The following is a 24,584-nucleotide window of genomic DNA, read 5'->3' on the forward strand; positions in this document are numbered from 1 at the left end:
GCGCACTCCAGGGCCCATGCTGGAATTCCTACGCGGACGCGACGTTCTGGTCGCGGGCTGGGGCGTGTCGGGACGCTCGCTGGTGGAACCGCTGCGCGACATCGGCGCGCGTCCGGTGGTGACCGACGGCGGCGCCGCGGCCCTGGCCGAGGCGGCCGGGCTCGGGCTGGACGTCGCCACCACCGCGGAACTGGAGAACGCGGACTGGAGCCGGTTCGCGCTGGTGATCACCAGCCCGGGCTGGCGGCCGGACTCGCCGGTGCTGGCGTCCGCGGTCGCGGAGGGTACGCCGGTGTGGGGCGACGTGGAGTTCTCCTGGTGGGTCGATCAGGCCAGGATCTACGGTCCGGTGCGCAAATGGCTGGTCGTCACCGGCACCAACGGCAAGACCACCACGACCCAGATGACCCACGCGATCCTGCGCGCGGCGGGCATCGCCAGCGTCGCGTGCGGCAACATCGGCCTGCCCATCCTGGACGCGTTGCGGCGCAACCCCGGTCCGCAGGTGCTCGCGGTGGAGCTGTCGTCGTTCCAGCTGCACTGGGCGCCGTCGGTGCGTCCGGAGGCGGGTGTCGTGCTGAACGTGGCCGAGGATCACCTGGATTGGCACGGCGGCCTGGACGCCTACGCCGCGGCCAAGGCCAGGGCGCTGGTCGGCCGGGTCGGCGTGGTCGGCCTGGACGATCCGGTCGCGGCCTCGCTGGCCCGCAAGTCCAAGGCGCGCCGGACCGTCGGATTCCGGGTGGGCGTGCCCGCCGACGGCGAGCTCGGCGTGGTGGACGGCAAGCTGCTCGACCGCGCGTTCACCAAGGCCGCGATCCTGGCCGAGGTCGGCGACATCAGCCCGCCCGGCCCCGCCGGCGTCGCCGACGCACTCGCCGCCTCCGCGTTGACCAGGGCGATCGACGTCGCGCCGCAGTTCGTCCGGGAAGGCTTGATCGAGCACAAGGTCGGCCCGCACCGCGCGGCGTTCGTCCGCGAGCTGTCCGGCGTCGAGTTCGTCGACGACTCCAAGGCCACCAATTCGCACGCCGCGCGCTCATCGATCCTGGCGCATCCGCAGGTGATCTGGGTGGCCGGTGGCCAGCTCAAGGGCGCGCACGTCGACGACCTCGTCGAGGAGGTCGCCGACCGCCTGGTCGCGGCGGTGCTGATCGGCGCCGACGCACCGGTGCTCGCGGCCGCGTTGGCGCGACACGCGCCCGAGGTCCCCGTCGTCGAGCTGATCGCGGGAGACGATGCAGGGATGGGTGACGAAGCGTCGAGGGCCGCCGCGGCCGACGCCGTCATGGCGCGGGCCGTGCGAGCGGCCGCCGGGTTCGCCCGCCGCGGCGACACCGTGCTGCTGGCTCCGGCCGCCGCGTCGCTGGACATGTTCGCCGATTACACGCATCGGGGTCGCAGTTTCGCCCAGGCGGTGAACGCCCTGGAAGACGGTGACCTCGGAACCACCGATATCGGGGGTTTGCGATGACTGCCGACCGGGGCGGGCGGGGTATCGACATCCGCCTCGGTCGGTTGAGTCGCTGTCGCGGACGCGCAATCATCCTCCGCGTCCGCTGGTTCGCTGTCACAGTGGTGCTACCGGCGCGGGCCGCGGGTGTCTCGTGACTTCGGGCAACGGCAGGCGGTGGACCGGTAAGGCGGCCCGGACCTCGGGCGCACGAGAAGCCGGGTCGCCATCCCGGCGTGGCCGCGGCGTAGGGGCGGGTCCCGGTTCATGGCTGGCACGGCCGCTCGCGTCGTTCCATCTCGTCGTCACCATCGCCACGCTGCTGACGGCCCTCGGACTGGTCATGGTCCTGTCCGCGTCCGGCGTCGTCGAGTACGCCGAGGGCGGGTCGGCGTACTCCCTGTTCATCCAGCAGACGTTGTTCGCGGCGATCGGCGCGGTGCTGTTCTATCTGGCCCTGCGCGTTCCGCTGCGCCTGTTGCGCCAGGCGTCGTTCCCGCTGTTCGCGATCTCGGTACTGGCGCTGGTGCTCGTGCTCATTCCGGGCATCGGCACCAGCGTGCAGGGCGCGCGCCGCTGGCTGATCCTCGGTCCCGTCTCGGTGCAGCCGTCCGAGGTCGTGAAGGTGACCTTGATCGTCTGGGGCGCGCACTTGCTGGTTTCCCGGCGAGCGATGGGTTCGAGTCTGCGGGACATCCTGGTGCCGCTCGTCCCGGCGGGTGTGCTGGTCTGTCTGTTGATCGTGGTCCAGCCGAATCTCAGCACCACGGTCGCGGTGGGCATCATCCTCGGCGCCTTGCTGTGGTTCGGCGGACTTCCGATCCGGCTGTTCGTGACGATCGCGGTTTCCGGCGTCGTCGCCGCGGGCGTGCTCGCGATGTCCGCCGGTTACCGGTCGAATCGGGTCCGGTCCTTCTTCAACCCGGGCTCCGATCCGCAGGGCGACAACTATCAAGCTCGACAGGCCCTGTATTCCCTTGCCGACGGAGGGATCTGGGGCAGGGGCCTGGGACAGAGCCGGGCCAAGTGGAGCTACTTGCCGAACGCCCACAACGACTTCATCTTCGCGATCATCGGGGAGGAGCTGGGCTTTCTCGGCTGCGCACTGGTGCTGGGCCTGTTCGCCTTGTTCGTCTACACGGGACTGCGCATCGCCAGCCGGTCGGCGGATCCGTTCCTGCGACTGCTGACCGCATCCGCGACCACGTGGATCGCCGGACAGGCCATGATCAACATCGGGTATGTCGTCGGTCTGCTGCCGGTCACCGGGCTGCAGCTGCCACTGGTGTCCGCCGGCGGCTCATCGCTCGCGATCACCTTGCTGATGTTCGGGCTGATCGCCAACGCGGCCAGGCACGAGCCGGAAGCCGTCGCGGCGCTGCACGCCGGACAGGACGGTCGTTTCAGTAGGCTGTTGCGGTTGCCCAAACCCGAGGTGTACGCGCCGGCTCGGGCGAGCGCCCGACGTGGCCGGGCGCCGCGGCCGTCCGATCGAGGATCTTCGGCGCTGCCGCAGGGCAGGCGGGGGCGTGCGGAACCGGCGCGCCGCCGCTCGCCGGAGAGTCGCGGCACCAGCTCGGCGCGTGCCACCAGGGCTTGGGAACCCAGTTATCCGGTCAATCACGCAAGAGAACGGGGAAGATCCAGGTGATCTCGGTAATCGTCGCGGGCGGCGGCACGGCGGGCCACATCGAACCGGCACTGGCGGTGGCCGACGCGTTGCGGCGGCTCGACGATTCCATCCGGGTGACGGCGCTGGGCACCGAACGCGGTCTGGAGACCCGCCTGGTTCCCGAGCGCGGCTATCCGCTCGAGCTCATCCCTCCGGTTCCGCTGCCCCGCAAGCCCACCGCCGATCTGCTGCGGTTACCCGGTCGGGTGCGCGCCTCGGTGGCGGCCACCAGGGCGGTCATCGATGCGGTCGAGGCCGACGTGATCATCGGTTTCGGCGGGTACGTGGCGCTTCCGGCGTATCTCGCCGCCGGCGCGGGCGTGCTGCGCCGCAGACGCCCGGTGCCGGTGGTGGTGCACGAGGCCAACGCCAAGGCCGGTATCGCGAACAAGGTCGGTGCCCGCCGCGCCGCTCGGGTGCTCGCGGCGGTCCCGGACTCCGGCCTGGCGGACGCGCGGGTGGTGGGCATTCCGGTGCGCGAATCGATCACCGGACTGGACCGCGCCGCACTGCGGGCCGAGGCGCGGGAGCACTTCGGCCTTCCGTCCGAAGGCCCGGTGCTGCTGGTCTTCGGCGGTTCCCAAGGCGCGCGGACGCTCAACGACGCGGTCTCGGGCGCCGCGCCCCAGCTGGCCGCCGCGGGCATCTCGGTGCTGCACGCGCACGGGCCCAAGAACACCATCGACGTGGACGGATCCGCCGCGGACGGCGCTCGCTACGTCGCCGTGCCGTACCTGTCCCGGATGGACCTCGCCTATGCCGCCGCCGACGCGGTGGTCTGCCGATCGGGCGCGATGACCGTCGCGGAGGTCTCGGCGGTGGGGCTGCCCGCGTTCTACGTGCCGCTGCCGCACGGTAACGGGGAACAGGAACTCAACGCTCGGCCCGTGGTGCGCCAGGGCGGTGGCAGAATTGTCCCCGACTCCGAGTTGACGCCGAAGTACGTGATCGATGAGGTGATTCCGCTGCTCATGGACTCCGCACGGCTGACCGAGATGGGCCGGGCCGCCGCAGGCGCCGGGCACCGCGACGCCGCCGACGAGGTGGCGCGGATCGCGCTGGAGGTGGCGCGCCGATGAGCGACACGACCGCAGATCGGGTGGTCCAGGACGCGGGCGTCGAACGGACCGCGCTGCCCCCGGAGCTGGAGCGTGTGCACATGGTCGGCATCGGCGGGGCCGGGATGTCCGGCATCGCGCGGATCCTGCTCGCCCGCGGCGGCGCGGTGTCGGGGTCGGACGCCAAGGAGAGCCGGGGCGTGCTGGCGCTGCGCGCTCGCGGCGCTCAGGTGCGGATCGGGCACGACGCCACCGCCTTGGACCTGCTACCCGGCGGCCCGACCGCGGTGGTCACCACTTACGCCGCCATTCCGAAGACCAACCCGGAGCTGGTCGAGGCCAACCGGCGCGATATCCCGGTGCTGCTGCGCCCCACGGTGCTCGCCTCGCTGATGCGGGGGCATCGCACCTTGCTCGTGTCCGGTACGCACGGCAAGACGTCCACGACCTCCATGCTCATCGTGTCGTTGCAGCACTGCGGGTTCGATCCGTCGTTCGCGGTGGGCGGCGAGCTGAACGAGGCGGGCACCAACGCCCACCACGGCACCGGTGACATCTTCGTGGCCGAAGCCGACGAGAGCGACGGCTCGCTGCTGCAATACGACCCGGACGTCGCCGTGGTCACCAACATCGAGTCCGATCACCTGGATTTCTTCGGCTCCGACGAGGCCTACGTGCAGGTCTTCGACGACTTCGCCGACCGCCTCGCCGCGGGCGGCCTGCTGGTGGTGTGCCTGGACGATCCGGGCTCGCTGGCACTGGCCGAGCGAGTCGGTGCGCGCTTGGCCGAGCGAAACGTCCAAGTCCTCGGCTACGGCTCCGGCGAACTCGCCGACGCGCCGGTCCCGGTGGGCGCCCGGCTGCACAGTTGGGAGCCGCGGGACGTCGGCGGCATCGCGCAATTCCAGCTCACCGACGAGGCCGCGCCGCGCACGCTGCGCCTGTCGGTGCCGGGCAGGCACATGGCGCTCAACGCGCTCGGCGCCCTGCTCGCCGCCCGGGCCACCGGCGCCGATGTCGGCGAGATCATCCAGGGCCTGGAAGGGTTCGGCGGTGTGCACCGCCGGTTCCAGTTCGCCGGTCGGGAGAACGGGGTGCGGGTGTTCGACGACTATGCCCACCACCCCACCGAGGTGCGCGCCGTGCTCGGCGCCGCCGCCGAACTGGTCCAGCAGGAGGCGCGCGACGGAGCCCGGTCCAGACAGGGCCGGGTCATCGTGGTCTTCCAGCCACATCTCTACAGCCGGACCGCGACCTTCGCCCAGGACTTCGGCGCCGCGCTCAGTCTGGCCGACGAGGTCGTCGTGCTCGATGTCTACGGCGCGCGGGAGAAGCCGCTGCCGGGCGTGAACGGAGCGCTGGTGGCGCAATCGGTGACCAAGCCGGTGCACTACCAGCCGGACATGTCCCGGGTCGGGCGCCAGGTCGCGGGGCTGGCGTTGCCGGGCGACGTGGTGATCACCATGGGCGCGGGCGACGTGACGATGCTGGGCGGTCAGATTCTCGACGGATTACGGGCGCGTCCCCAGCACGGACGGTGACCCGGCGTGCGCGGGGTCGGGTCGGCGCGCGCGGCCGGGCGCCGCGCGGGTGATCGGTTCGGCGAGCTCGACTGGCGCCGAATTCGCCTGTGGGGATTGCTGAGCGTGTGCGTCCTTGCAGTGCTCTGTGTTCTCGCCTGGTTCACCCCGGTGCTCTCGGTGCGCAGCGTGCGAATCGAGGGCGCGGTGGCGGTGCCCGAACAACAAGTGCGGGATGTGCTCGAAATTCCTTCCGGCCGCTCGATCTTGCGGATCGACACCAATGCCGTGGCACGCCGGGTGGCGAGCATTCCGAAGGTACGCACGGCACGGGTGCAGCGGGTGTTTCCGTCCTCGGTTCGGGTGACGGTCGTCGAGCGCGCCGCGGTGTTGTTCTACGACAGCAGGGAAGGCGCGCATCTGCTGGACGCGGACGGCGTGGAATTCGCGGTCGAGCCGGCTCCGATCGGCGTGCCGAAGTTGATCACCGATCATCCCGGCGGCGCCGATCCGGTGACCAGGGCTGCGGTCTCGGTGATCGCCATCGTGCCGCCTGCGCTGGCGGTTCAGGTGAGCGAGGTTGTGGCACGGTCCATTTCGGATATTTCGCTGAATCTGAAGGGCGGCCGCACGGTACTCTGGGGCGGGAGCGACGACGCCGAACGAAAGGCGGCGGTCGTGTTGCCGTTGTTGACGCGCCCCGGAACGGTGTTCGATGTGTCGAGTCCCAATCTGGTCACGGTAAAGTGATCCACACCCATTGCGCCCACGTAATTTTCGGCGGTCCGGGAGTTGTTCCGGCGCCGAGAAGGGAGCCGGGGGGCAACCGTTCACCATACGACGTGTGGAGCGGCGAGACGAGCGGGATCACGCAAGATTCTGGCTCTCGTTTCGGCGCGCCTGCGCGCGTATCGCGTCGGCTGCGAATAGCGTTCCGCACCAGTCGGATACTTGACATAACGCTAACCCTATGGTTGAGCTTTAGGGTTTGCCCGAGCCGCGGTTCGCTCCTCGTAGCGACCCGACCCCCGGACCGGGCCGAAAAGGCGGTGTGCCGAGCATCCGGAAACGACAGGCTTTAGATCGAAGGAAGGCGAGAGCCCATGACGCCCCCGCACAACTACCTTGCGGTGATCAAGGTCGTCGGTATCGGCGGCGGCGGTGTGAATGCCGTCAACCGGATGATCGAGCAGGGACTCAAAGGTGTCGAGTTCATCGCGGTCAACACCGACGCCCAAGCGCTGCTGATGAGCGATGCCGACGTCAAGCTCGACGTCGGCCGCGAGCTGACCCGAGGTCTCGGAGCAGGCGCGGACCCCGAGGTCGGCCGTAAAGCCGCCGAGGACCACAAGGACGAGATCGAAGAGGTGCTCAAGGGCGCCGACATGGTCTTCGTGACGGCGGGTGAGGGCGGCGGCACCGGCACCGGTGGCGCCCCGGTCGTCGCGCAGATCGCGCGCAAGCTCGGCGCGCTCACCATCGGCGTGGTCACCCGCCCGTTCTCCTTCGAGGGCAAGCGGCGCGGGAATCAGGCCGAGGTCGGCATCAATCTGCTGCGCGAGTCGTGCGACACGCTGATCGTCATCCCGAACGACCGGCTGCTGCAGCTCGGCGACGCGGCGGTGAGCCTGATGGACGCGTTCCGCTCCGCCGACGAGGTGCTGCTCAACGGTGTGCAGGGCATCACCGACCTGATCACCACCCCGGGTCTGATCAACGTCGACTTCGCCGATGTCAAGAGCGTGATGTCCGGCGCGGGCAGCGCGCTGATGGGTATCGGTTCGTCGCGCGGCGAGGGCCGCTCGGTGAAAGCGGCCGAGGCGGCGATCAATTCGCCGCTGCTGGAAGCCTCCATGGACGGCGCGCACGGCGTGCTGCTGTCGATCGCGGGCGGGTCCGATCTCGGGCTGTTCGAGATCAACGAGGCGGCTTCGCTGGTGCAGGAGGCCGCGCACATCGAGGCCAACATCATCTTCGGCACCGTGATCGACGACTCGCTCGGCGACGAGGTGCGGGTCACCGTGATCGCGGCGGGCTTCGACGGCGGCGGCCCGGCCCGGCGCACCTTCGAGACGTCGGGTCGCAGCACCATCGGCACGGCGCGGTCAGGTGAGATCGGGCAGAGCCGAACCAGCGAGTTGACCGCGCGAAGCAGCGACAGCACGCCGAGCACGTCCGTCACGGGTACGGCTGGCCGCGGCACGTTGCCGAGCTACCGGGACACCGAACGGCCGCGCCCCCTGGGCGAGCCGTCGGTGACGAGCGGCACGCGACCGCACATCACGCCGCCGGATGCCGACGACGATGACGACGACGTGGACGTGCCTTCGTTCATGCGGAGGGGCTAGGCGTACCTCCGCCTTCGCTCCGGCCATGCGCGTGCTGCGTACCTCCGCGTTCGCTCCGGCCATGCGCGTGCTGCGTACCTCCGCCTTCGCCCCGGCCATGCGCGTGCTGAAGACGGACTGCGTCCGGCAGCACCCATCAGGCGCTGGAATCCGGTTCCGGCGCAGGCCGGGACCGAGCTGGAAAGAGCGATCCCGGCCCGCGCCGGGACGCGTCGGAGGGATACGCCGAAGCGGTCCCGAAGCACGACTGTGCACAGGAATTCGGGGGACGCCGGTGCGGGGGCCGGCCGGGCGGGACCGGGCGCCGAGGCGCTCGATACGACGCGACTGATTCCGTCCCGGGGGAATATTCGCTCTCTACCTGGGCATTTCGACGCCCTTCACCGAGCGCCACTACGCTCGTCGCCATGACTATCGCGCCGACCATCACTGTCCGACGGGTCACCACGACCAGGTCCGGAGGCTTCTCGGCGCCACCCTACGACTCGTTCAATCTGGGCGACCACGTCGGCGACGATCCGACGGCCGTGCGGCGCAACCGCGACCGGCTGGCCGAGGGCATCGGCCTGCCGCCGGAGCGCCTGGTCTGGATGGAACAGATCCACGGCCGCAACGTGGAGATCGTCGACGGGCCGCGCGCCGAACCGGTCCCGGCCACCGACGCGCTCGTGACCACCGTGCCGGGTCTCGCGCTGGTCGTGCTCACCGCCGACTGCGTGCCCATCCTGCTGTCCGACGACGAGGCGGGCGTGATCGCCGCGGTGCACGCGGGGCGGATCGGCGCTCGCATCGGCATCGTGCCGCGTGTGCTCGACGCGATGGTCTCGGTCGGCGCGCGCCTGGAGCGGGTCGGCGCGCTGCTCGGGCCCGCCGCCTCCGGCCGTCAGTACGAGGTTCCCGCCGCCATGCGCGCCGACGTCGAAGCGCATCTGCCCGGCAGTGCGACCACCACGGTCCGCGGCACGCCGGGCCTGGATCTGCGCGCGGGCATCTCCCGGCAGCTCACCGAGGCAGGCGTCGGCGCGATCGCGGTGGACCCGAGGTGCACCATCGAGGACCGCACCTTGTTCAGCCATCGCCGTGGCGCGCCGACCGGCCGGATCGGCGGGGTGATCTGGATGGAGGCCGCCGCGTGACCGCGCGAATCGCCCGTCTGGTCGACGCGCCGTGCGCCGGGGAGGCGCGCGCATGAGCGCCGAAGCCGGGACCGCGGTGGACGGCGCACTCGCCGCCAGGACCGCCGAGCTGTCGGACAACCTGGCCGGTCTGCTCGCTCGCATCGACGCGGCGTGTCGCGCCGCGGGTCGGTCGCCGGATTCGGTGCGGCTGCTGCCGGTGACGAAATTCTTCCCGGCTTCGGACGTGGCGATCCTGCATCGGCTCGGCCGGCGCGAGTTCGGCGAGTCGCGGGAGCAGGAGGCGGCCGCCAAGGTGGCGGCGTTACGTGAGGAAGACCTCTCCGGCATCCGCTGGCACATGATCGGGCGGTTGCAGCGGAACAAAGCGCGCAGTGTCGCCCGCTGGGCGCACACCGTTCACTCGGTCGACAGCGAACGTCTGGCAACCGCTCTGGACGCCGGCGCGGTGGCTGCGCTGGAGGCGGGCGAACGCACCGAACCGCTGCGGGTGTTGCTCCAGGTGAGCCTGGACGACGACCCCGCGCGAGGGGGTGTCACGGCCGCTGATCTTCCCGTGCTCGCGCAACGGATTGCGGACGCTCCGGGATTACGTTTGTCGGGTCTGATGGCCATTCCACCCTTGGGTTCGGAGTCCGATGCCGCATTTGCGCGACTTGCGATGTTGCACACGTTGTTGGTCGCCGATCATCCGGACGCGACAGAGCTTTCCGCGGGAATGTCGGGGGATCTGGAATGCGCGATCGAACACGGTTCGACGGTTGTGCGTGTCGGTACCGCCTTGATGGGTATGCGACCGATAACCTCGGGCTAGCAAAGAAACCTCATCAGTCACATTCGACACATATGCTGGGATCTGACGAGGGCTGAGCAAGACTTCAACACCCGGCCGCCACCGGGGCCGAAGGAAGGTCGACCAATGAGCACGCTGCACAAGTTCAAGGCGTACTTCGGCATGGTTCCGCTCGAGGATTACGAAGACGACTACGTCGACGATCGCGCTCCCCGAGGGGTGGACGAGCGCGGCGCTCGCCGGCCCCGGCCCCGTGACTACTCCGACCGCGACGGCTACGTCGATCGCTACGCCGACGATCGATACGGCGCAAGCCGTTTCGACGACGTCGACTATCCCGAGCCCGCGTACAAGTCGCCCTACAAGGCGGGTTACTCGGTGTCGCGGCGCGACGACTACGCCGACGAGCCCTACGGCGACGACCGCTACGACGCGCCCCGGCGTCCGACCCGGATCGACTCCGCGCCGTCGGGCCGGTTCCGCGCGGGCGGGAGCCCGCCTCCGCTGCGCGGTACGACCCGTGGCGCGCTCGCCGTCGATCCCGACGCCGAGGAGCGCAGGCTGGAGGAGCGCGTGCGTCCCGAGCCCGCCCCGGTGCGGCGGCCCGGGATCTTCGAGGACGGAGGCCCCTTGTCCAAGATCACGACGCTGCGCCCGCGCGATTACAGCGAGGCTCGGATCATCGGCGAACGCTTTCGCGAGGGCAATCCGGTGATCATGGACTTGGTGGATCTGAGCAACGCCGACGCCAAGCGGTTGGTCGACTTCGCCGCGGGCCTGGCCTTCGCGCTGCGCGGATCGTTCGACAAGGTGGCGACAAAAGTGTTCCTGCTCTCACCGGCCGATGTCGACGTATCAGCGGAAGAACGCAGACGCATCGCGGAAACCGGCTTCTACAACCAGAAATAAGCTCGTGATCTGGGGGGTGGAGCAGACCGGTCGCAGGTTGTGCGGCGCGGTCATTTTGCGCGAAGCGATTTTTACGGCAGAGTGAACTCGTGGCCTTGTTCGCGGTGCTGTACTTCGTACTGTTCATCTTCTGGCTGTTGCTGATCAGCCGGGTGATCGTCGAGTTCATCCGTAGCTTTGCCCGAGACTGGCGTCCTACCGGTGTCGTGGTCGTCGTCCTGGAGGTGATCTTCACGATCACCGATCCTCCGGTGAAACTGCTCAGGCGCTTGATACCTCCGGTGTCACTGGGCGGAATTCGCCTGGATCTGTCGATAATGGTCCTGCTTTTCATCGTCTTCATCCTGATGTCGATCGTGGGCAGGCTCGGGCAGCCGGTAGCTCCGGTGTGACAGAATGGGCCGTGAAGACAGCTTGCTAGATCTGCTAGATCTCCAAAAGACGCGTGAAGGGATCCTTCCATGCCGCTGACCCCAGCCGATGTGCACAACGTCGCGTTCAGCAAACCGCCGATCGGGAAGCGCGGCTACAACGAGGATGAAGTCGACGCGTTCCTGGATCTGGTGGAGCAGGAGCTCTCGCGTCTGATCGAGGAGAACGCCGATCTGCGCCAGCGGGTCGCCGAACTCGACGCGGAATTGGCCGACGCGAAGAAGAACCGCGGCCCGGCCGGAGTGAACAGTCCGAAACCGCCGATTCCGCAGGCCCCGCCGCCGCAGCCGGAACCGATCAAGCCCCCGGTTCCCGTCGCCCCGCCCGCTCCGATGCCCGCCGCGCCGGTGGCCAAGGACGCGCCGGGCGCGGACGCGAACCTGCAGGCCGCCAAGGTGCTCAGCCTCGCCCAGGAGATGGCGGATCGGCTGACCAGCGACGCCAAGAGCGAGGCGGAGAGCTTGCTGTCGAATGCCAGGGCGAATTCCGAGCGACTGGTTGGAGACGCCAGGACGCGGTCGGAGGCCATGATCGCCGACGCCCGTCAGAAGTCGGACGCGATGCTGACCGACGCGCAGAGTCGTTCGGACAGCCAGCTGCGCCAGGCCAAGGAGAAGGCCGACGCGCTGCAGGCGGACGCCGAGCGCAAGCACACCGAGATCATGGCGACCATCACCCAGCAGCGCAGTGTGCTGGAGAGCCGGATCGAGCAGCTCAAGACGTTCGAGCGGGAGTACCGGGTGCGATTGAAGTCCTACCTGGAGTCGCAGCTGGAGGAGCTGGAGAACCGTGGCTCGGCCGTTCCGGTCGACGGCGGCGAAGCCTTCGCGGATGCCAACACGGCGAACAACCTCGCGCCGGCGTCATTCGCCAAGGGCGGCAAGTAGCGCGCCGCGCCCCAGCACAGCAGTTCGCATACCGTTTAGAGGAACTGTCGAGCCGCCCGGCATGCCTTGGGGGTCACCATGCTCGTCTTGACACTCGTCCTTGCCGCGATCGGCTTCGCCCTGCTCGTGGCCGCGCTCACCACCGGATCGGTGATCTGGGCGTGGGGCTGCATCGTGGTGTGCGTCATCGGCGCGATGCTCTTGTTGGTGAGTGCTTTGTCCATGCGGAGTCCGGATAGTGATTCCCCGCCGCCTCCTGGTCGTCATGCCAAACGCTGACCTGCCTCACAAAGTGAGTTGACCGCTCCGGCTAGAATCAAACATGAATACGGCGTCGATCCGGCCATCACCGGGGAGCCTTCGGAAGAACGGCGGCACGGCCTGCGGGCCGGGCGCTCAGTAGAACCGAACGGGTGAGCCCGTCACAGCTCGCGAATGAGAGGTCCGGTGTCGCCACGCCGGACAAGCGGGGTGGTACCGCGGTTTCGGCGCACCGGGCGCCGTCATCGTCCCCGTGCCAACGACTCGGCACGAGGAGACGTATCCGCGATGGCGGACCAGACTTCCAGCAACAGCGCGTACCCGCGCGTCGACCTGAGCGTCGGCAGCGGGGCGTCGTTCCCCGAGATGGAGCGCCGCGTGCTCGACGCGTGGGCGGCCGCCGACACCTTCCGCGCGAGCATCGAAAACCGTTCCGGCGCAGCCGAATTCGTCTTCTATGACGGGCCGCCCTTTGCCAACGGTCTGCCGCATTACGGACATTTGCTCACCGGATACGTCAAAGACCTCGTCCCGCGTTTCCAGACGATGCGCGGCAAGCGGGTCGACCGGCGATTCGGCTGGGACTGTCACGGATTGCCCGCGGAAATCGAAGCCGAAAAGCAGCTCGGTATCACGGACAAATCACAGATCGACGCGATGGGGCTCGCGGAATTCAACGCGGCCTGCAAAACATCGGTGCTGCGCTACACCGGGGAATGGCGCGACTACGTGACGCGCCAGGCTCGCTGGGTCGACTTCGACAACGACTACAAGACGCTGGACACCGACTTCATGGAGTCGGTGATGTGGGCGTTCAAATCGCTGTACGACAAAGGGCTGATCTATCAGGGCTTCCGGGTGCTGCCCTACAGCTGGTACGAGCAGACGCCGTTGTCGAATCAGGAAACCCGCCTCGACGACGCCTACAAGATGCGCCAGGACCCGGCGGTCACCGTCGACATGGCGTTGCGCGTGCCCGCGGAGCATCCGCTGCACGAACTCGACGGCGCCAACGCGCTGATCTGGACCACGACGCCGTGGACGCTGCCGTCCAACTTGGCGATAGCGGTGCATCCCGACGTTCGCTACGTGCACCTGCGCGCGGCCGACGGCAAACGCTATGTGCTCGCGGCCGAACGGGTTTCGCACTACGCGCGGGAGTTCGGCGCGGAGCCGGAGGTGCTCGCCGAGTTCGACGGCGCCGCGCTGGCGGATCTGTCCTACGCGCCGCCGTTCGACTTCTTCCTCGGTCATCCCCACGCCCACCGCGTGCTCACCGCCGACTACGTGACCACCGACTCCGGCACCGGCATAGTGCATCTCGCACCCGCCTTCGGTGAGGAGGACATGGACGTCGCCTCCGCGCACGGCATCGAGCTGGTGCAGCCGCTGGACCCGGGCGGCAGGTTCACCTCGATGGTTCCGCCGTACGAGGGCCTGATGGTGTTCGACGCGAATCCGGTGATCATCAAGGACCTCAAGGCCGCGGGAAAGCTGTTGCGGCACGAGACGATCGAGCACTCCTACCCGCACAGCTGGCGCTCCGGGCAGCCGCTGATCTACATGGCCGTGCCGTCCTGGTTCGTGGCGGTCACCAAGTTCCGCGACCGCATGGTGGAGCTGAACAAACAGATCACCTGGGTGCCCGAGCACATCCGCGACGGCCAGTTCGGCAAGTGGCTGGAAGGCGCGCGCGACTGGAACATCAGCCGCAATCGATACTGGGGCAGCCCGATCCCCGTGTGGGTGTCCGACGATCCGGCCTACCCGCGCGTCGACGTGTACGGCTCGCTGGACGAGCTGGAGCGCGACTTCGGGGTGCGCCCGGCCGATCTGCACCGCCCGATGATCGACGAGCTCACCCGGCCGAATCCCGATGACCCGACGGGCCGCTCGACCATGCGCCGGGTGCCGGAGGTGCTGGACTGCTGGTTCGAGTCCGGCTCGATGCCGTATGCCCAGGTGCACTATCCGTTCGAGAACAAAGAGTGGTTCGACAGCCACTTCCCGGGCGATTTCATCGTCGAGTACAACGGCCAGACCCGCGGCTGGTTCTACACGCTGCACGTGCTGGCGACGGCTCTGTTCGACAGCCCGGCGTTCAAGACCGTCGCGGCGCACGGCATCGTGCTCGGCGACGACGGCCTGAAGATGAGCAAGTCCAAGGGCAATTACCCGGACGTCAACGAGGTGTTCGACCGGGACGGCTCGGACGCGATGCGCTGGTTCCTGATGAGTTCGCCGATCCTGCGCGGCGGCAATCTCATCGTCACCGAGCGCGGCATCCGCGAGGGCGTGAGTCACGCGCTGCGGCCGCTGTGGAACGCGTGGACGTTCCTGCAGCTGTACGCGTCGAAGCCCGGTGTGTGGCGCACGGATTCGCCGCACGTGCTGGATCGATACATCCTGGCGAAGCTGGCGCGAACCAGGGACGTGATCACCGAGGCGCTGGAGACCTACGACATCGCGGGCGCCTGCGATGAGCTGCGCTCGTTCGCCGACGCGCTGACCAACTGGTACGTGCGGCGCTCTCGCTCGCGGTTCTGGAGCGAGGACCGCGACGCGGTGGACACCCTGCACACGGTGCTCGAGGTGGTCACCCGGCTGGCCGCGCCGCTGCTGCCGCTGATCACCGAGGTGATCTGGCGCGGGTTGACCGGCGGTGACTCGGTGCACCTGGCGGACTGGCCGAAGGAGGGCGAGCTGCCGGACGATCCGGAGCTGGTCGCCGCCATGGACGAGGTGCGCCTGGTGTGCTCGACGGTGCTGAGCCTGCGCAAGGCGCAGAACCTGCGGGTGCGGCTGCCGCTGGCCGAGGTCACCATCGCCGCGGCCGACGCCGAGCGGCTGGCGCCGTTCGCCGACATCGTCGCCGACGAGGTCAACGTCAAGAAGGTCGACCTGACCACCGACGTGGACGCGCACGGCCGGTTCGAGCTGGTGGTCAACGCCCGCGCCGCGGGGCCGCGGCTGGGCAAGGACGTGCAGGCGGTGATCAAGGCGGTGAAGGCCGGTGACTGGGCCGAGGACGCCGACGGCACGGTCCGGGCGGCCGGCATCGCCCTGCTGCCGGAGGAGTACACCCAGCGTCTCGTCGCGGCCGAGCCCGAGTCGACCGCGGCGCTGCCAGGGAACGCGGGTCTCGTGGTACTGAATTCGGTGGTCACCGAGGAGCTGGAGGCCGAGGGCTGGGCGCGGGACCTGATCCGCGACCTTCAGGAGACCAGGAAGTCCGCCGGGCTGGACGTCTCCGACCGCATCACCGTGGTCCTGGACGTTCCGGCGGACCGGGCCGCGTGGGCCGAGACGCACCGTGACCTGATCGCGGGGGAGATCCTCGCCACCACGCTGACCTTCGGCGACGCCGGAGCGGAGGCCGCCGATCTGGTCGGCGGAGTGCGGGCGCAGATCACCAAGGCCTGAGCGCCGGGTTTCGAGCCGGGGCGGGACCGAAAGGTCCCGCCCCGGTTGCTGTTCGAGCGGTCTTCGTGCCGTTTGTTCCGAGCCGATCGGTGGCAGCGATCCGAGCCTGCAGGAATCGGTCCGCTCGATGTTCTCGGCGGGGCCGGACAGGTCTGGGCGCGGTCTGTTCGGTCGCCGACGCCCCGGGTCGCTCACCTTGCGGCCGCGTACCGTACGCGACCGGTCGGCAACCCGATGGCAGGGTTTTTCCGATCTCAAACCTGGCATTCACGGCGCAGTCTAGTGATTTAGATCACATGCTGAGAATTTGCTGATTCCCGACAATTCGCCGATCTCCCAGGCACAATCTGCGGTGTCGCTGCTGTTACCCAGGTGATCTCCGGGGCGGCAGTTTCTCTTTTCGGCGTGTCCTACTTGGAATTTGGCCGTGCTGGGAATGTGACCGGCGCGGGTGGCCGCGGCTCCGCATCGGAGGCCGCTGCTGATGCCATGTATTAGCCAGGCTGCCGATCGGCGGCCAGTCAACCGCGCCCATGGAAGGGGCGAGCACGTGCCGAGAAAATCGTTGCACCGCATCGCACTCGGATTCCTGCTCTCGATCATCGCGATCCTCCTGTTCGCCGGCCCCGCCTGGGCCGACACCGGCAGCTCCTCCGGCAGCGGGCCGGGCAGCGCGTCGTTCGGCTCGGCGGGTAGCGGCAGTTCCTCGTCCGGCAGCGCCAGCGGCTCGGCCGACCTGCCGATACCCAGTGTGTTCGGCGTCGGCGCGCTGGCCGCGGCGACGACGCAGATCGGCAAGCCGTACGAATGGGGTGGGACCGGCCCCGACAGCTGGGACTGCTCGGGCCTCGTGCAGTGGGCGTACCGTCAGGTCGGCGTGAGCCTTCCGCGGACCACTTGGCAGCAGGCGAAGGTAGGCGCGCCCGTCCCGCGGGGCTCGCTGTCGCTCGGCGACGTGATCGTGCTGAACAGCGATGGCTCGCATGTCGGTATCTACGCAGGAAACGGCCGGGTGCTCAACGCGTACGGTCAGGGCGTGCCGGTCGGCTTCACTCCGCTGGACGAATTCGACATCTACGCCATCCGTCGCTTCTGAGCGCGGCTACTCCAGCGCTGAAATGGCCCCGACCCGCGAATTCGGGTCGGGGCCGTGGCGAATCGCCGGACGTCGCGGGCGGTCTGCCGGTCGGAGCGGAGCCGGTCGCCTGGAACCGGGCCGGGGTGCCGATGCAGTTACCGTCCGGTGTGCGGGCTGCGATATGGCCCGGATGTGCGCTAGTCGCCGAGTCCGTCGGCGAGGGTGCGCAGCAGCGGTCCGTACTGCTGATGGGCCAGCGCCGAGGCGAATTGCGCCACCAAATAGTCGGCCGGGTTGCCGGTGTCGTACCACCGGCCGCGGATCACCTGGCCGAAGACCGGACTGTTCGCCGCGTGCACGTTGATCGCGTCGGTGAGGTACACCTCGCCGGTGCGGTGTTCGTACCACTCTTCGGTCTGCCTGCGCAGCTCGTCGATGATGCCGGGGGTGACGACATAGCCGCCGATCGCGGCGAAGGACGACGGCGCGTCCTTCGGCTTCGGCTTCTCGCGCAGGCCGGTGATGCGCAGCAGCCCGTTTCCGTGGTCGTCGGCGACCACCGGCACGCCGTAGCGCTGCGACTCGGCGGGATCCATCGGCATCAGCGCGAGGACGGGGGCTCCGGTGGCCTCGTAGGCGTCGATGAGCTGCTGAGCTCGGGGCACCTCGGCGACGAACACGTCGTCCGGCCACAGCACCAGCATGGGCTCGTCGCCGAGATTGCGGGCGGCGTTGAGCACCGGGGTGCCGTTGCCGTACGGCCCGTGCTGGTCGAGGTAGGTGATGTGGCCGAGCCGGGACAGCTCGCCGACCTCCTCGACGGCATCGGCGAACGCGGTCTTGCCGTCCGCGCGCAGCTGGGCGACCAGCGCGGGATTGGGTCGGAAATGGTCCTGGATCAGTGATTTTCCGCTGCTGACCACGATGGTGATGTCGGTGATGCCCGAAGCGACCAGCTCGCGGACCGTGTGCTCGATCACCGGCTTGTCGCCGACCGGCAGCATCTCCTTGGGGATGGCCTTGGTCAGCGGAAGCAGCCGGGAGCCGATACCGGCGGCCGGGATGACGGCCTTGCGGATATTCATGGGTCCGATCATCACATATCGGACCGTGGGTCAGGCCCCGTCCCCACGGCACGTCGGCGGTTATTTCGAGACCGCGCGGTACTTGTTCCGGCACGGAAAAGCGCAGATCAAAGCCGTCGCGACCGGGCCGGACGGTCCCCGGGGCGCGAGACGGAGTCGGCCCCGATACCGGCAGGTAACCGGCAGCTAGCGCACAGCCACCTGACAGCGTCACCGCCTGCTCCGCACTGTCGGTGGACGGGCGTACATTGCAGCCGTGCGTACCGAGAAGCCGAGCGTCGAGCGCCCGGCCGCGCCCTCGACCGGGGTCGGGACCACCCGCGCCGAAAGCTCGGTGGGCCGGCGGGCACCGGTGCTCGCCGACGCGGACAGCGCCGCTCGTCGCTGGGTTCTGCACATCGACATGGACGCGTTCTTCGCCTCGGTCGAGCAGCTGACCCGGCCGACGCTGCGGGGCAGGCCGGTGCTGGTCGGCGGGACCGGCGGGCGCGGCGTCGTCGCCGGAGCCAGTTACGAGGCGCGCGTGTTCGGCGCCCGGTCGGCGATGCCGATGCATCAGGCGCGCCGGTTGGTCGGCGTCACGGCGGTGGTGGTGCCGCCGCGCGGCGCCGTCTACGGCGTGGTCAGCGGGCAGGTCTTCGACGCGTTGCGCAGCCGGATCCCGGTGCTGGAGACGCTGTCGTTCGACGAGGCGTTCGGCGAACCGGCCGAGCTGGCCGGCGCGACGGTCGCCCAGGTGCACGCGTTCTGCGCGGACTTGCGCGCGGTGGTGCGGGAACGGACCGGGTTGACCGCCTCGGTGGGCGCGGGCACCGGAAAGCAGCTGGCCAAGATCGCCTCCGGCTTGGCCAAACCCGATGGGATCCGGGTGATCTCGCCGGTCGAGCAGCCGCGACTGCTGGCAGGTCTGCCGGTGCGCAAGCTGTGGGGGATCGGCCCGGTCGCGGAGAGCCGGTTGCGCTCGTTGGGCATCGAGACCGTGGGCGCCTTCGCCGCGCTGCCGGAGTCGGAGGCGATGTCGATTCTCGGCGGCAGCGTCGGCGCCGCGCTGCACCGACTGGCGCGCGGCATCGACGACCGTCCGGTCGCCGAACGCACCGAGGCGAAGCAGATCAGCGCCGAGACAACCTACGAAACCGACATCGTCAGCCTCGAGCAACTGCGTCCGGCCATCGAGGATATGGCCGCCGCGGCGCACCGGCGCCTGACCGGTGACGGGCGCGCCGCGCGCACGGTGGTGCTCAAATTGAAGAAGTCCGATATGAGCATCGTCACCCGCTCCTACACCCTGCCCTACGCCACCGAGGATTTGGCCACTCTCGCCGCCGCCGCGCAGCGTTCGGCGCTCGACCCGCGGGAGCTGGGCCCCATCCGCCTCGTCGGCGTCGGCTACGGCGGCCTGTCGACCGTCCGTCAGGAATCGCTGTTCCCCGAACTGGATCGCGCTCCGGCCGCCGAGATCGCCTCGGTGCAAACGGAACCCGAGCCGGCCGCCGCCGACCTCGGCGCTGCCGCGCGCACCGCGCCGGTCCTACCGGTCGCCCTCTGGCGTCCCGGCATGGACGTATCGCATCCCGAGCACGGTCACGGCTGGGTGCAGGGCGCCGGGCTCGGCGTGGTGACCGTCCGCTTCGAAACCCGTTCCACCGGTCCGGGTCCCGCGCGCACCTTCGCCGCCGACGATGCCGCCCTCACCCGTGCCGATCCGCTGGGCAGTCTGCTCTGACGGCCGGGGCCCGAGGCTCGACATCGCCGGGCCGGACGCGTACGTTCGCTGCCGACGACCATCGCCGGTCCGATGTGGATCCGGGTGCCGCCACCCGGGGCCGGTAGCCTGGGACCTCGTGCAGCGCCGCCGGTTCGGGGGCGGCTGCCATGGTGGAACACGACACGGACCTCTCGAACGCAAAGGACGAGCAGTTGAAGCTTCGTAAGACTGGACGCATCGCGATCGCCGGACTGGCCATCGTCGCCGCGCTTGGCCTGACCGCCTGTGGTGGCGACGACAAGGACAGCAAGCCCGCCGCCAAGACGTCGACCAGCGCCAAGGCGTCGGCGACCGCGAGCGCGAACCTGCCGCCGGTCCCGACCTCCGCGGAGCTGAACACCGCCCTGGCCCGTGCGCTCGACCCGTCGGTGCCCGCCTCCGAGAAGCTGGACAACGTCCAGGGCGCCGAGGCCGATCCGACGCTGCCGGACCGCCTGTCGCAGGCCGCGGCAGGCGCCGACGTGAAGATCGTGGTCACCGACGTCACCTCCTTCGGCGACAGCGTGAACGCGAAGGCCAAGTTCATCCTCAACGGCCAGGAGAACATCGTCGACGTGCCGTTCGTCGCCGACAACGGCAAGTGGAAGATCCAGAAGACCTGGGCCTGCACCATGCTGACCAACCTCGGTCAGCAGTCGGCGGCCTGCAGCTGAGTTCACCCGACGGGCCGGTCGTCGCGCTTCGCGGCGCCCGGCCCGTCGTCGCGCGAAATGCTCTGCCGCATTTTGTAGTACGCGCAGGTCAGAGCATGCGCAGAATCGCGTACATCGAGGTGGCGTGTGCGTACAGTTCGCCGTCTTCGGCGCCGATCAGGCGGGCCTCGGCGCTGGCCGTGGTGGTGCCGACGTGGATCGCGGTGCCCTCGCAGCGCAGCGTGCGCGTGTCGCTGCGCACGGCACGGTGGATGTCGATGCCGATCTTGACCGAGGTGGAGCGCGTGCCGCCGGCCAACTGCGTCAGTACCGCCGAGCCGAGGGCCGCTTCGAGCACCGTCGCCACGAAGCCGCCGTACACCCCGCCCGCCGGGTCGAGCAATTGGTCACCCGGCTCGCCCTCGAAAACCACGGTCCCATCGCCGACCTGGGCCAGCCGGAAACCCAGCGCGCTCAGAATCGGTGCGCCCGGGAATCGTCCGTCGAGCGTTCCCTGCAAAATCTCCCGTCCGGTCATACCGAGCGGGTCGGGTGTCTTCTCAGCCGGTGGCCGCCCCGCGTCGGTGCGGGCGCGAAGGGGTCTGGGCGCGGTCATACATCGACGCTACGGAGAAGGCGAAGCCCGCAGAAGTGTCGGATCCGACACCTTCGCGACCAATTCCGACGAACTCGAGTTGTCGGAAAGCGGGAAGCTCACGGTGTGGACCGTGTTTCGCTCGCGTGGGAGCCGGATTCGCTGGTGACAGGGCGCGATGTGCGCCGCGCGCGACGGGTTCGTAGCAGGGCGTCGGTGGTGAATATCACCAGCGCCGCCCAGATGAGGGCGAAACCGGCCCAACGGGAGGCGGGCATCGGCTCGTGCGCGACCGCGACGCCCCAGGCCATCTGGAGCGCGGGGGTGAGGTATTGCAGCAGGCCCATGGTGGACAACGCGACGCGCTGGGCCGCGACGGCGAACAGCAGTAGCGGAACCAGGGTGACCGGTCCGGTGGCCACCATCAGGGCGGTATGCGCGGGGGCGGAGGCGAATTCGCTGTGCCCGGCGAGCGCGAGCGCGATCGCGAACGCCAGCGCGAAGGGCGCGGCGACGACGCCCTCGGCGGCGATGCCGCGCAGCGCGTCCAGCGGGATCACCTTCTTCACCAAGCCGTAGGTGGCGAAAGAGCAGGCCAGGGCCAAGGCGATGATCGGTGGTCTGCCGTAGTCGACCGTGAGCACGGCCACCGCGGCCGCGCCGAGCCCGAGGGCGGCCCATTGGGCGCCGGTCAGCCGCTCACGAAAGAGCACCACACCGAACGCGACGGTGACCAGCGGGTTGATGAAATACCCGAGCGCGCACTCCACGACGTGGCCCGAGGTGACCCCATAGACGTACACGCCCCAGTTGAGCGCGATCGCGGCGGAGGCCACGGCCGCCAGCCGCCAGACTCGGCCGTCGATGCCGCGCAGTTCGCGGATCCGGCCGCTGACGGCGAGCACCGCGAGCACGACCACCAGCGTCCAGACGATCCGCTGCGCGACCACTTCCCCCGGACTGGCGAACGCCAGCAGCCCGAAGAACGCGGGGAAAAGTCCCCACAAGAAGTACGCGCTCGCTCCGAACGCTACACCGGGGATGGACCTGCTTCGCCGCACGATGACGAACGTAGTTGTCCCGTAGCCTTGCGGTCATGTCGATTACCGTGCAGGCATCGGGCGCGACCGGCCTCACCGCGACCGAGGTCGAGCAACGTCGTCATGATGGACTGACCAACGACGTCCCGGATCGCGCGAGCCGTTCGGTTCGCGACATCGTGCGCGCGAACGTCTTCACCAGGATCAACGCCATCCTCGGCGTCCTGTTCGTGCTGGTGCTGGCCACCGGATCGATCATCGATGGCATGTTCGGCCTGCTGATCGTCGCCAACAGCGCGGTCGGCATCATCCAGGAGATCCGCGCCAAGCGCACCCTGGACCAGCTGGCCATCGTCAGCCAGGCCAAGCCGACCGTCCGCCGGGACGGCAGGGCCGTCGAGATCGCGCCGCGCGAGGTGGTGCTCGACGACCTGATCGAGCTCGGTCCCGGCGACCAGATCGTGGTGGACGGCACGGTCGAGGAGTCCGCGCAGCTCGAGGTGGACGAGTCGTTGCTCACCGGCGAGGCCGACTCGATCGAGAAGGCGGTCGGCGCCACGGTGATGTCGGGTAGTTATGTGGTGTCCGGGTCCGGCGCCTACCGCGCCACCAAGGTCGGCCGGGACGCCTACGCGGCGCGGCTGGCCGAGGAGGCGAGCAAGTTCACGCTGGTGCACTCCGAACTGCGCAGCGGTATCGACAAGATCCTGAAGTTCATCACCTACCTGCTGATTCCCGCCGGACTGCTGAGCATCTACAACCAGCTGGTCTCCAGCAAGGAGTCGTGGCGGCCCGCGCTCACCGGCATGGTGGCCGCGCTGGTGCCGATGGTGCCCGAGGGGCTGGTGCTGATGACGTCGATCGCGTTCGCGGTCGGCGTGGTGCGGCTGGGCAGGCGCCAGTGCCTGGTGCAGGAGTTGCCCGCGATCGAGGGGCTGGCCCGCGTCGACGTGGTCTGCGCGGACAAGACCGGCACGCTGACCGAGAACGGCATGCGGCTGTCGGACCTGAAGACGCTGGACACCTTCGACGACACCGAGGTACGCACCGCGCTGGCCGCGCTCGCGGCCGACGACCCGCGCCCGAACGCGAGCGTGCAGGCGATCGCCGAGGCTCTGCCGGACGGTCCCGGCTGGCAGCGCACCGCCGTCGCGCCGTTCTCCTCCGCCAAGAAGTGGAGCGGTTGCTCCTACGGCGAGCACGGCGACTGGCTGCTCGGCGCGCCGGACGTGCTGCTCGACCCGGGATCCGCGGACGCGCGGGTCGCGGAGGAACTCGGCGCATCCGGCCTGCGCGTGCTGTTGCTGGCGCGCGGCGACCGTCCGGTGGACGCCGCGGACGCCCCGGGGGGCGTGCGGCCCGCCGCTTTGGTCGTGCTGGAGCAGAAGGTCCGGCCCGGCGCGCGCGACACACTGGATTACTTCGCCAGCCAGAGCGTCTCGATCAAGGTCATCTCCGGCGACAACGCGGTGTCGGTCGGCGCGGTGGCCTCCTCGCTCGATCTGCCGGGCGGTGACCACCCGATCGACGCGCGGGAGCTGCCGGAGGACGGCGACGAATTGGCCGCCGTGCTGGACGGCAACACCACCTTCGGCCGGGTACGGCCGGATCAGAAGCGCGCCATGGTGTCGGCGTTGCAGTCGCGCGGGCACACGGTGGCCATGACCGGCGACGGTGTGAACGACGTACTCGCCTTGAAGGATTCGGACATCGGCGTGGCGATGGGCTCGGGCAGCCCGGCGACCAGGGCGGTGGCGCAGATCGTGCTGCTGGACAACAAGTTCGCCACGCTGCCGTACGTGGTCGGCGAGGGACGCCGGGTGATCGGCAACATCGAGCGGGTCTCGAATCTGTTCCTCACCAAGACCGTGTATTCCGTGCTGCTCGCCTTCCTGGTCGGCATGGCCGGCATCGGCTCGCAGATCTTCGACTACGAGCCCATCGGCTACCCCTTCCTGCCGCGCCACGTCACGATCGCGGCCTGGTTCACCATCGGCATTCCGGCGTTCATCCTTTCGCTCGCGCCCAACAACGAGCGTGCCCGCACGGGTTTCGTGGGCCGCGTCATGCGGTTGGCCATCCCGTCGGGCGTGGTGATCGGCGCGGCCACCTTCGTCTCGTACCTGATCGCCTACGCCGGGCCGCACGCCACCGAGGAGCAGAAGGTCCAGGCGGGCACCACGGCGCTCATCACGTTGATCATGATCGCGGTGTGGGTGCTCGCCATCGTCGCGCGGCCGTACGTGTGGTGGAAGGTGATGCTGATCGCGGTGTCGGTGGCGGCGTACGTGTTCCTGTTCACCGTTCCGTTCACCCGCGAGTTCTTCAAACTCGACCCCTCCAACCTCGCGCTCACCGGTGCGGCGGTGGTCTGCGGCGTGGTCGGGATCGTGCTCGTCGAGGCGGCCTGGTGGGTGAGCGCTGCGCTGCGCGGCGAGAAGCCGCAACTGCTGCCCAGCTCGCCCGGCGGAGCCGACTGACAGACTGGACGCCT

20 protein-coding genes are annotated in these 24,584 nt (G+C 69.2%); 17 read left to right on the plus strand and 3 right to left on the minus strand.

Translation table 11 applies throughout. From position 1 onward, the window contains the following. The first annotated feature begins 16 nt into the window (after positions 1-16). The 14 genes from murD (at position 17) to ACFV2O_RS20185 (ending at position 16,988) form a co-directional block, all read left to right on the plus strand. Positions 17-1,474 (plus strand): UDP-N-acetylmuramoyl-L-alanine--D-glutamate ligase, encoded by a 1,458-nt coding sequence (gene murD / locus ACFV2O_RS20120; RefSeq protein ID WP_379253119.1) that lies wholly within the window; start codon positions 17-19, stop codon positions 1,472-1,474. A gap of 133 nt (positions 1,475-1,607) precedes the next feature. Beyond that, on the plus strand, positions 1,608-3,104 hold the full coding sequence (ftsW, locus tag ACFV2O_RS20125; protein ID WP_379253096.1) for a putative lipid II flippase FtsW: 1,497 nt from the start codon (positions 1,608-1,610) through the stop codon (positions 3,102-3,104). Then, entirely contained in the window at positions 3,101-4,204 is a 1,104-nt protein-coding gene (gene murG / locus ACFV2O_RS20130) for an undecaprenyldiphospho-muramoylpentapeptide beta-N-acetylglucosaminyltransferase (protein ID WP_355079645.1), read from the plus strand. Before ftsW ends, murG begins: the two co-directional genes overlap by 4 nt. Then, on the plus strand, positions 4,201-5,724 hold the full coding sequence (murC, locus tag ACFV2O_RS20135; protein WP_355079647.1) for a UDP-N-acetylmuramate--L-alanine ligase: 1,524 nt from the start codon (positions 4,201-4,203) through the stop codon (positions 5,722-5,724). Before murG ends, murC begins: the two co-directional genes overlap by 4 nt. Positions 5,725-5,730: 6 nt before the next feature. Then, on the plus strand, positions 5,731-6,453 hold the full coding sequence (locus tag ACFV2O_RS20140) for a cell division protein FtsQ/DivIB (RefSeq protein ID WP_379253097.1): 723 nt from the start codon (positions 5,731-5,733) through the stop codon (positions 6,451-6,453). Between the two features lie 353 nt (positions 6,454-6,806). Beyond that, complete coding sequence (gene ftsZ, locus ACFV2O_RS20145; RefSeq protein ID WP_379253098.1) at positions 6,807-8,051, plus strand: cell division protein FtsZ; 1,245 nt, start codon at positions 6,807-6,809, stop codon at positions 8,049-8,051. Positions 8,052-8,458: 407 nt separating this feature from the next. Then, positions 8,459-9,187, plus strand: coding sequence for a peptidoglycan editing factor PgeF (gene pgeF, locus ACFV2O_RS20150; protein WP_379253099.1), 729 nt, complete (start codon positions 8,459-8,461; stop codon positions 9,185-9,187). A gap of 52 nt (positions 9,188-9,239) precedes the next feature. Further along, positions 9,240-10,001 carry a YggS family pyridoxal phosphate-dependent enzyme gene (locus ACFV2O_RS20155; RefSeq protein ID WP_355079653.1) on the plus strand — a complete coding sequence of 254 codons (762 nt, stop codon included), beginning with the start codon at positions 9,240-9,242 and terminating at the stop codon, positions 9,999-10,001. A gap of 105 nt (positions 10,002-10,106) precedes the next feature. Continuing rightward, positions 10,107-10,889 (plus strand): cell division protein SepF, encoded by a 783-nt coding sequence (locus ACFV2O_RS20160; protein WP_355079655.1) that lies wholly within the window; start codon positions 10,107-10,109, stop codon positions 10,887-10,889. A gap of 89 nt (positions 10,890-10,978) precedes the next feature. Beyond that, positions 10,979-11,281, plus strand: coding sequence for a YggT family protein (locus ACFV2O_RS20165; RefSeq protein WP_039797136.1), 303 nt, complete (start codon positions 10,979-10,981; stop codon positions 11,279-11,281). Positions 11,282-11,350: 69 nt separating this feature from the next. Beyond that, positions 11,351-12,208 carry a DivIVA domain-containing protein gene (locus ACFV2O_RS20170; protein ID WP_355079657.1) on the plus strand — a complete coding sequence of 286 codons (858 nt, stop codon included), beginning with the start codon at positions 11,351-11,353 and terminating at the stop codon, positions 12,206-12,208. Between the two features lie 78 nt (positions 12,209-12,286). Then, on the plus strand, positions 12,287-12,487 hold the full coding sequence (locus tag ACFV2O_RS20175) for a hypothetical protein (protein WP_355079659.1): 201 nt from the start codon (positions 12,287-12,289) through the stop codon (positions 12,485-12,487). A 270-nt stretch (positions 12,488-12,757) separates the two neighbouring features. Beyond that, a complete protein-coding gene (ileS, locus tag ACFV2O_RS20180; RefSeq protein ID WP_379253100.1) occupies positions 12,758-15,892 on the plus strand; it encodes an isoleucine--tRNA ligase in 3,135 nt (1,044 codons plus the stop codon). A gap of 550 nt (positions 15,893-16,442) precedes the next feature. After that, positions 16,443-16,988 (plus strand): NlpC/P60 family protein, encoded by a 546-nt coding sequence (locus tag ACFV2O_RS20185; protein WP_379253101.1) that lies wholly within the window; start codon positions 16,443-16,445, stop codon positions 16,986-16,988. A 179-nt stretch (positions 16,989-17,167) separates the two neighbouring features. On the opposite strand, the gene ACFV2O_RS20190 is transcribed toward ACFV2O_RS20185, so the two are convergent. Further along, on the minus strand, positions 17,168-18,055 hold the full coding sequence (locus tag ACFV2O_RS20190) for a UTP--glucose-1-phosphate uridylyltransferase (RefSeq protein WP_355079665.1): 888 nt from the start codon (positions 18,053-18,055) through the stop codon (positions 17,168-17,170). Positions 18,056-18,458: 403 nt separating this feature from the next. Between ACFV2O_RS20190 and ACFV2O_RS20195 the strand changes: the two genes are divergently transcribed. Then, a complete protein-coding gene (locus ACFV2O_RS20195; protein WP_379253120.1) occupies positions 18,459-19,781 on the plus strand; it encodes a DNA polymerase IV in 1,323 nt (440 codons plus the stop codon). A gap of 194 nt (positions 19,782-19,975) precedes the next feature. Then, positions 19,976-20,476, plus strand: coding sequence for a hypothetical protein (locus ACFV2O_RS20200; RefSeq protein ID WP_379253102.1), 501 nt, complete (start codon positions 19,976-19,978; stop codon positions 20,474-20,476). 88 nt (positions 20,477-20,564) lie between these two features. Here the strand turns inward: ACFV2O_RS20200 and ACFV2O_RS20205 are convergent, their stop codons facing one another. Together ACFV2O_RS20205 and rarD are read right to left on the minus strand one after the other, a co-directional pair. Then, positions 20,565-21,071: a PaaI family thioesterase gene (locus tag ACFV2O_RS20205; protein WP_379253103.1), complete on the minus strand. Its 507-nt coding sequence runs from the start codon at positions 21,069-21,071 to the stop codon at positions 20,565-20,567. A 98-nt stretch (positions 21,072-21,169) separates the two neighbouring features. Next, positions 21,170-22,114 carry an EamA family transporter RarD gene (gene rarD, locus ACFV2O_RS20210; protein WP_379253121.1) on the minus strand — a complete coding sequence of 315 codons (945 nt, stop codon included), beginning with the start codon at positions 22,112-22,114 and terminating at the stop codon, positions 21,170-21,172. Positions 22,115-22,146: 32 nt separating this feature from the next. Between rarD and ACFV2O_RS20215 the strand changes: the two genes are divergently transcribed. Next, a complete protein-coding gene (locus ACFV2O_RS20215) occupies positions 22,147-24,570 on the plus strand; it encodes an HAD-IC family P-type ATPase (RefSeq protein ID WP_379253104.1) in 2,424 nt (807 codons plus the stop codon). The last annotated feature ends 14 nt before the right edge of the window (positions 24,571-24,584 follow it).

Source organism: Nocardia sp. NPDC059691, assembly GCF_042733915.1.
GTDB classification, from domain to species: domain Bacteria; phylum Actinomycetota; class Actinomycetes; order Mycobacteriales; family Mycobacteriaceae; genus Nocardia; species Nocardia sichangensis.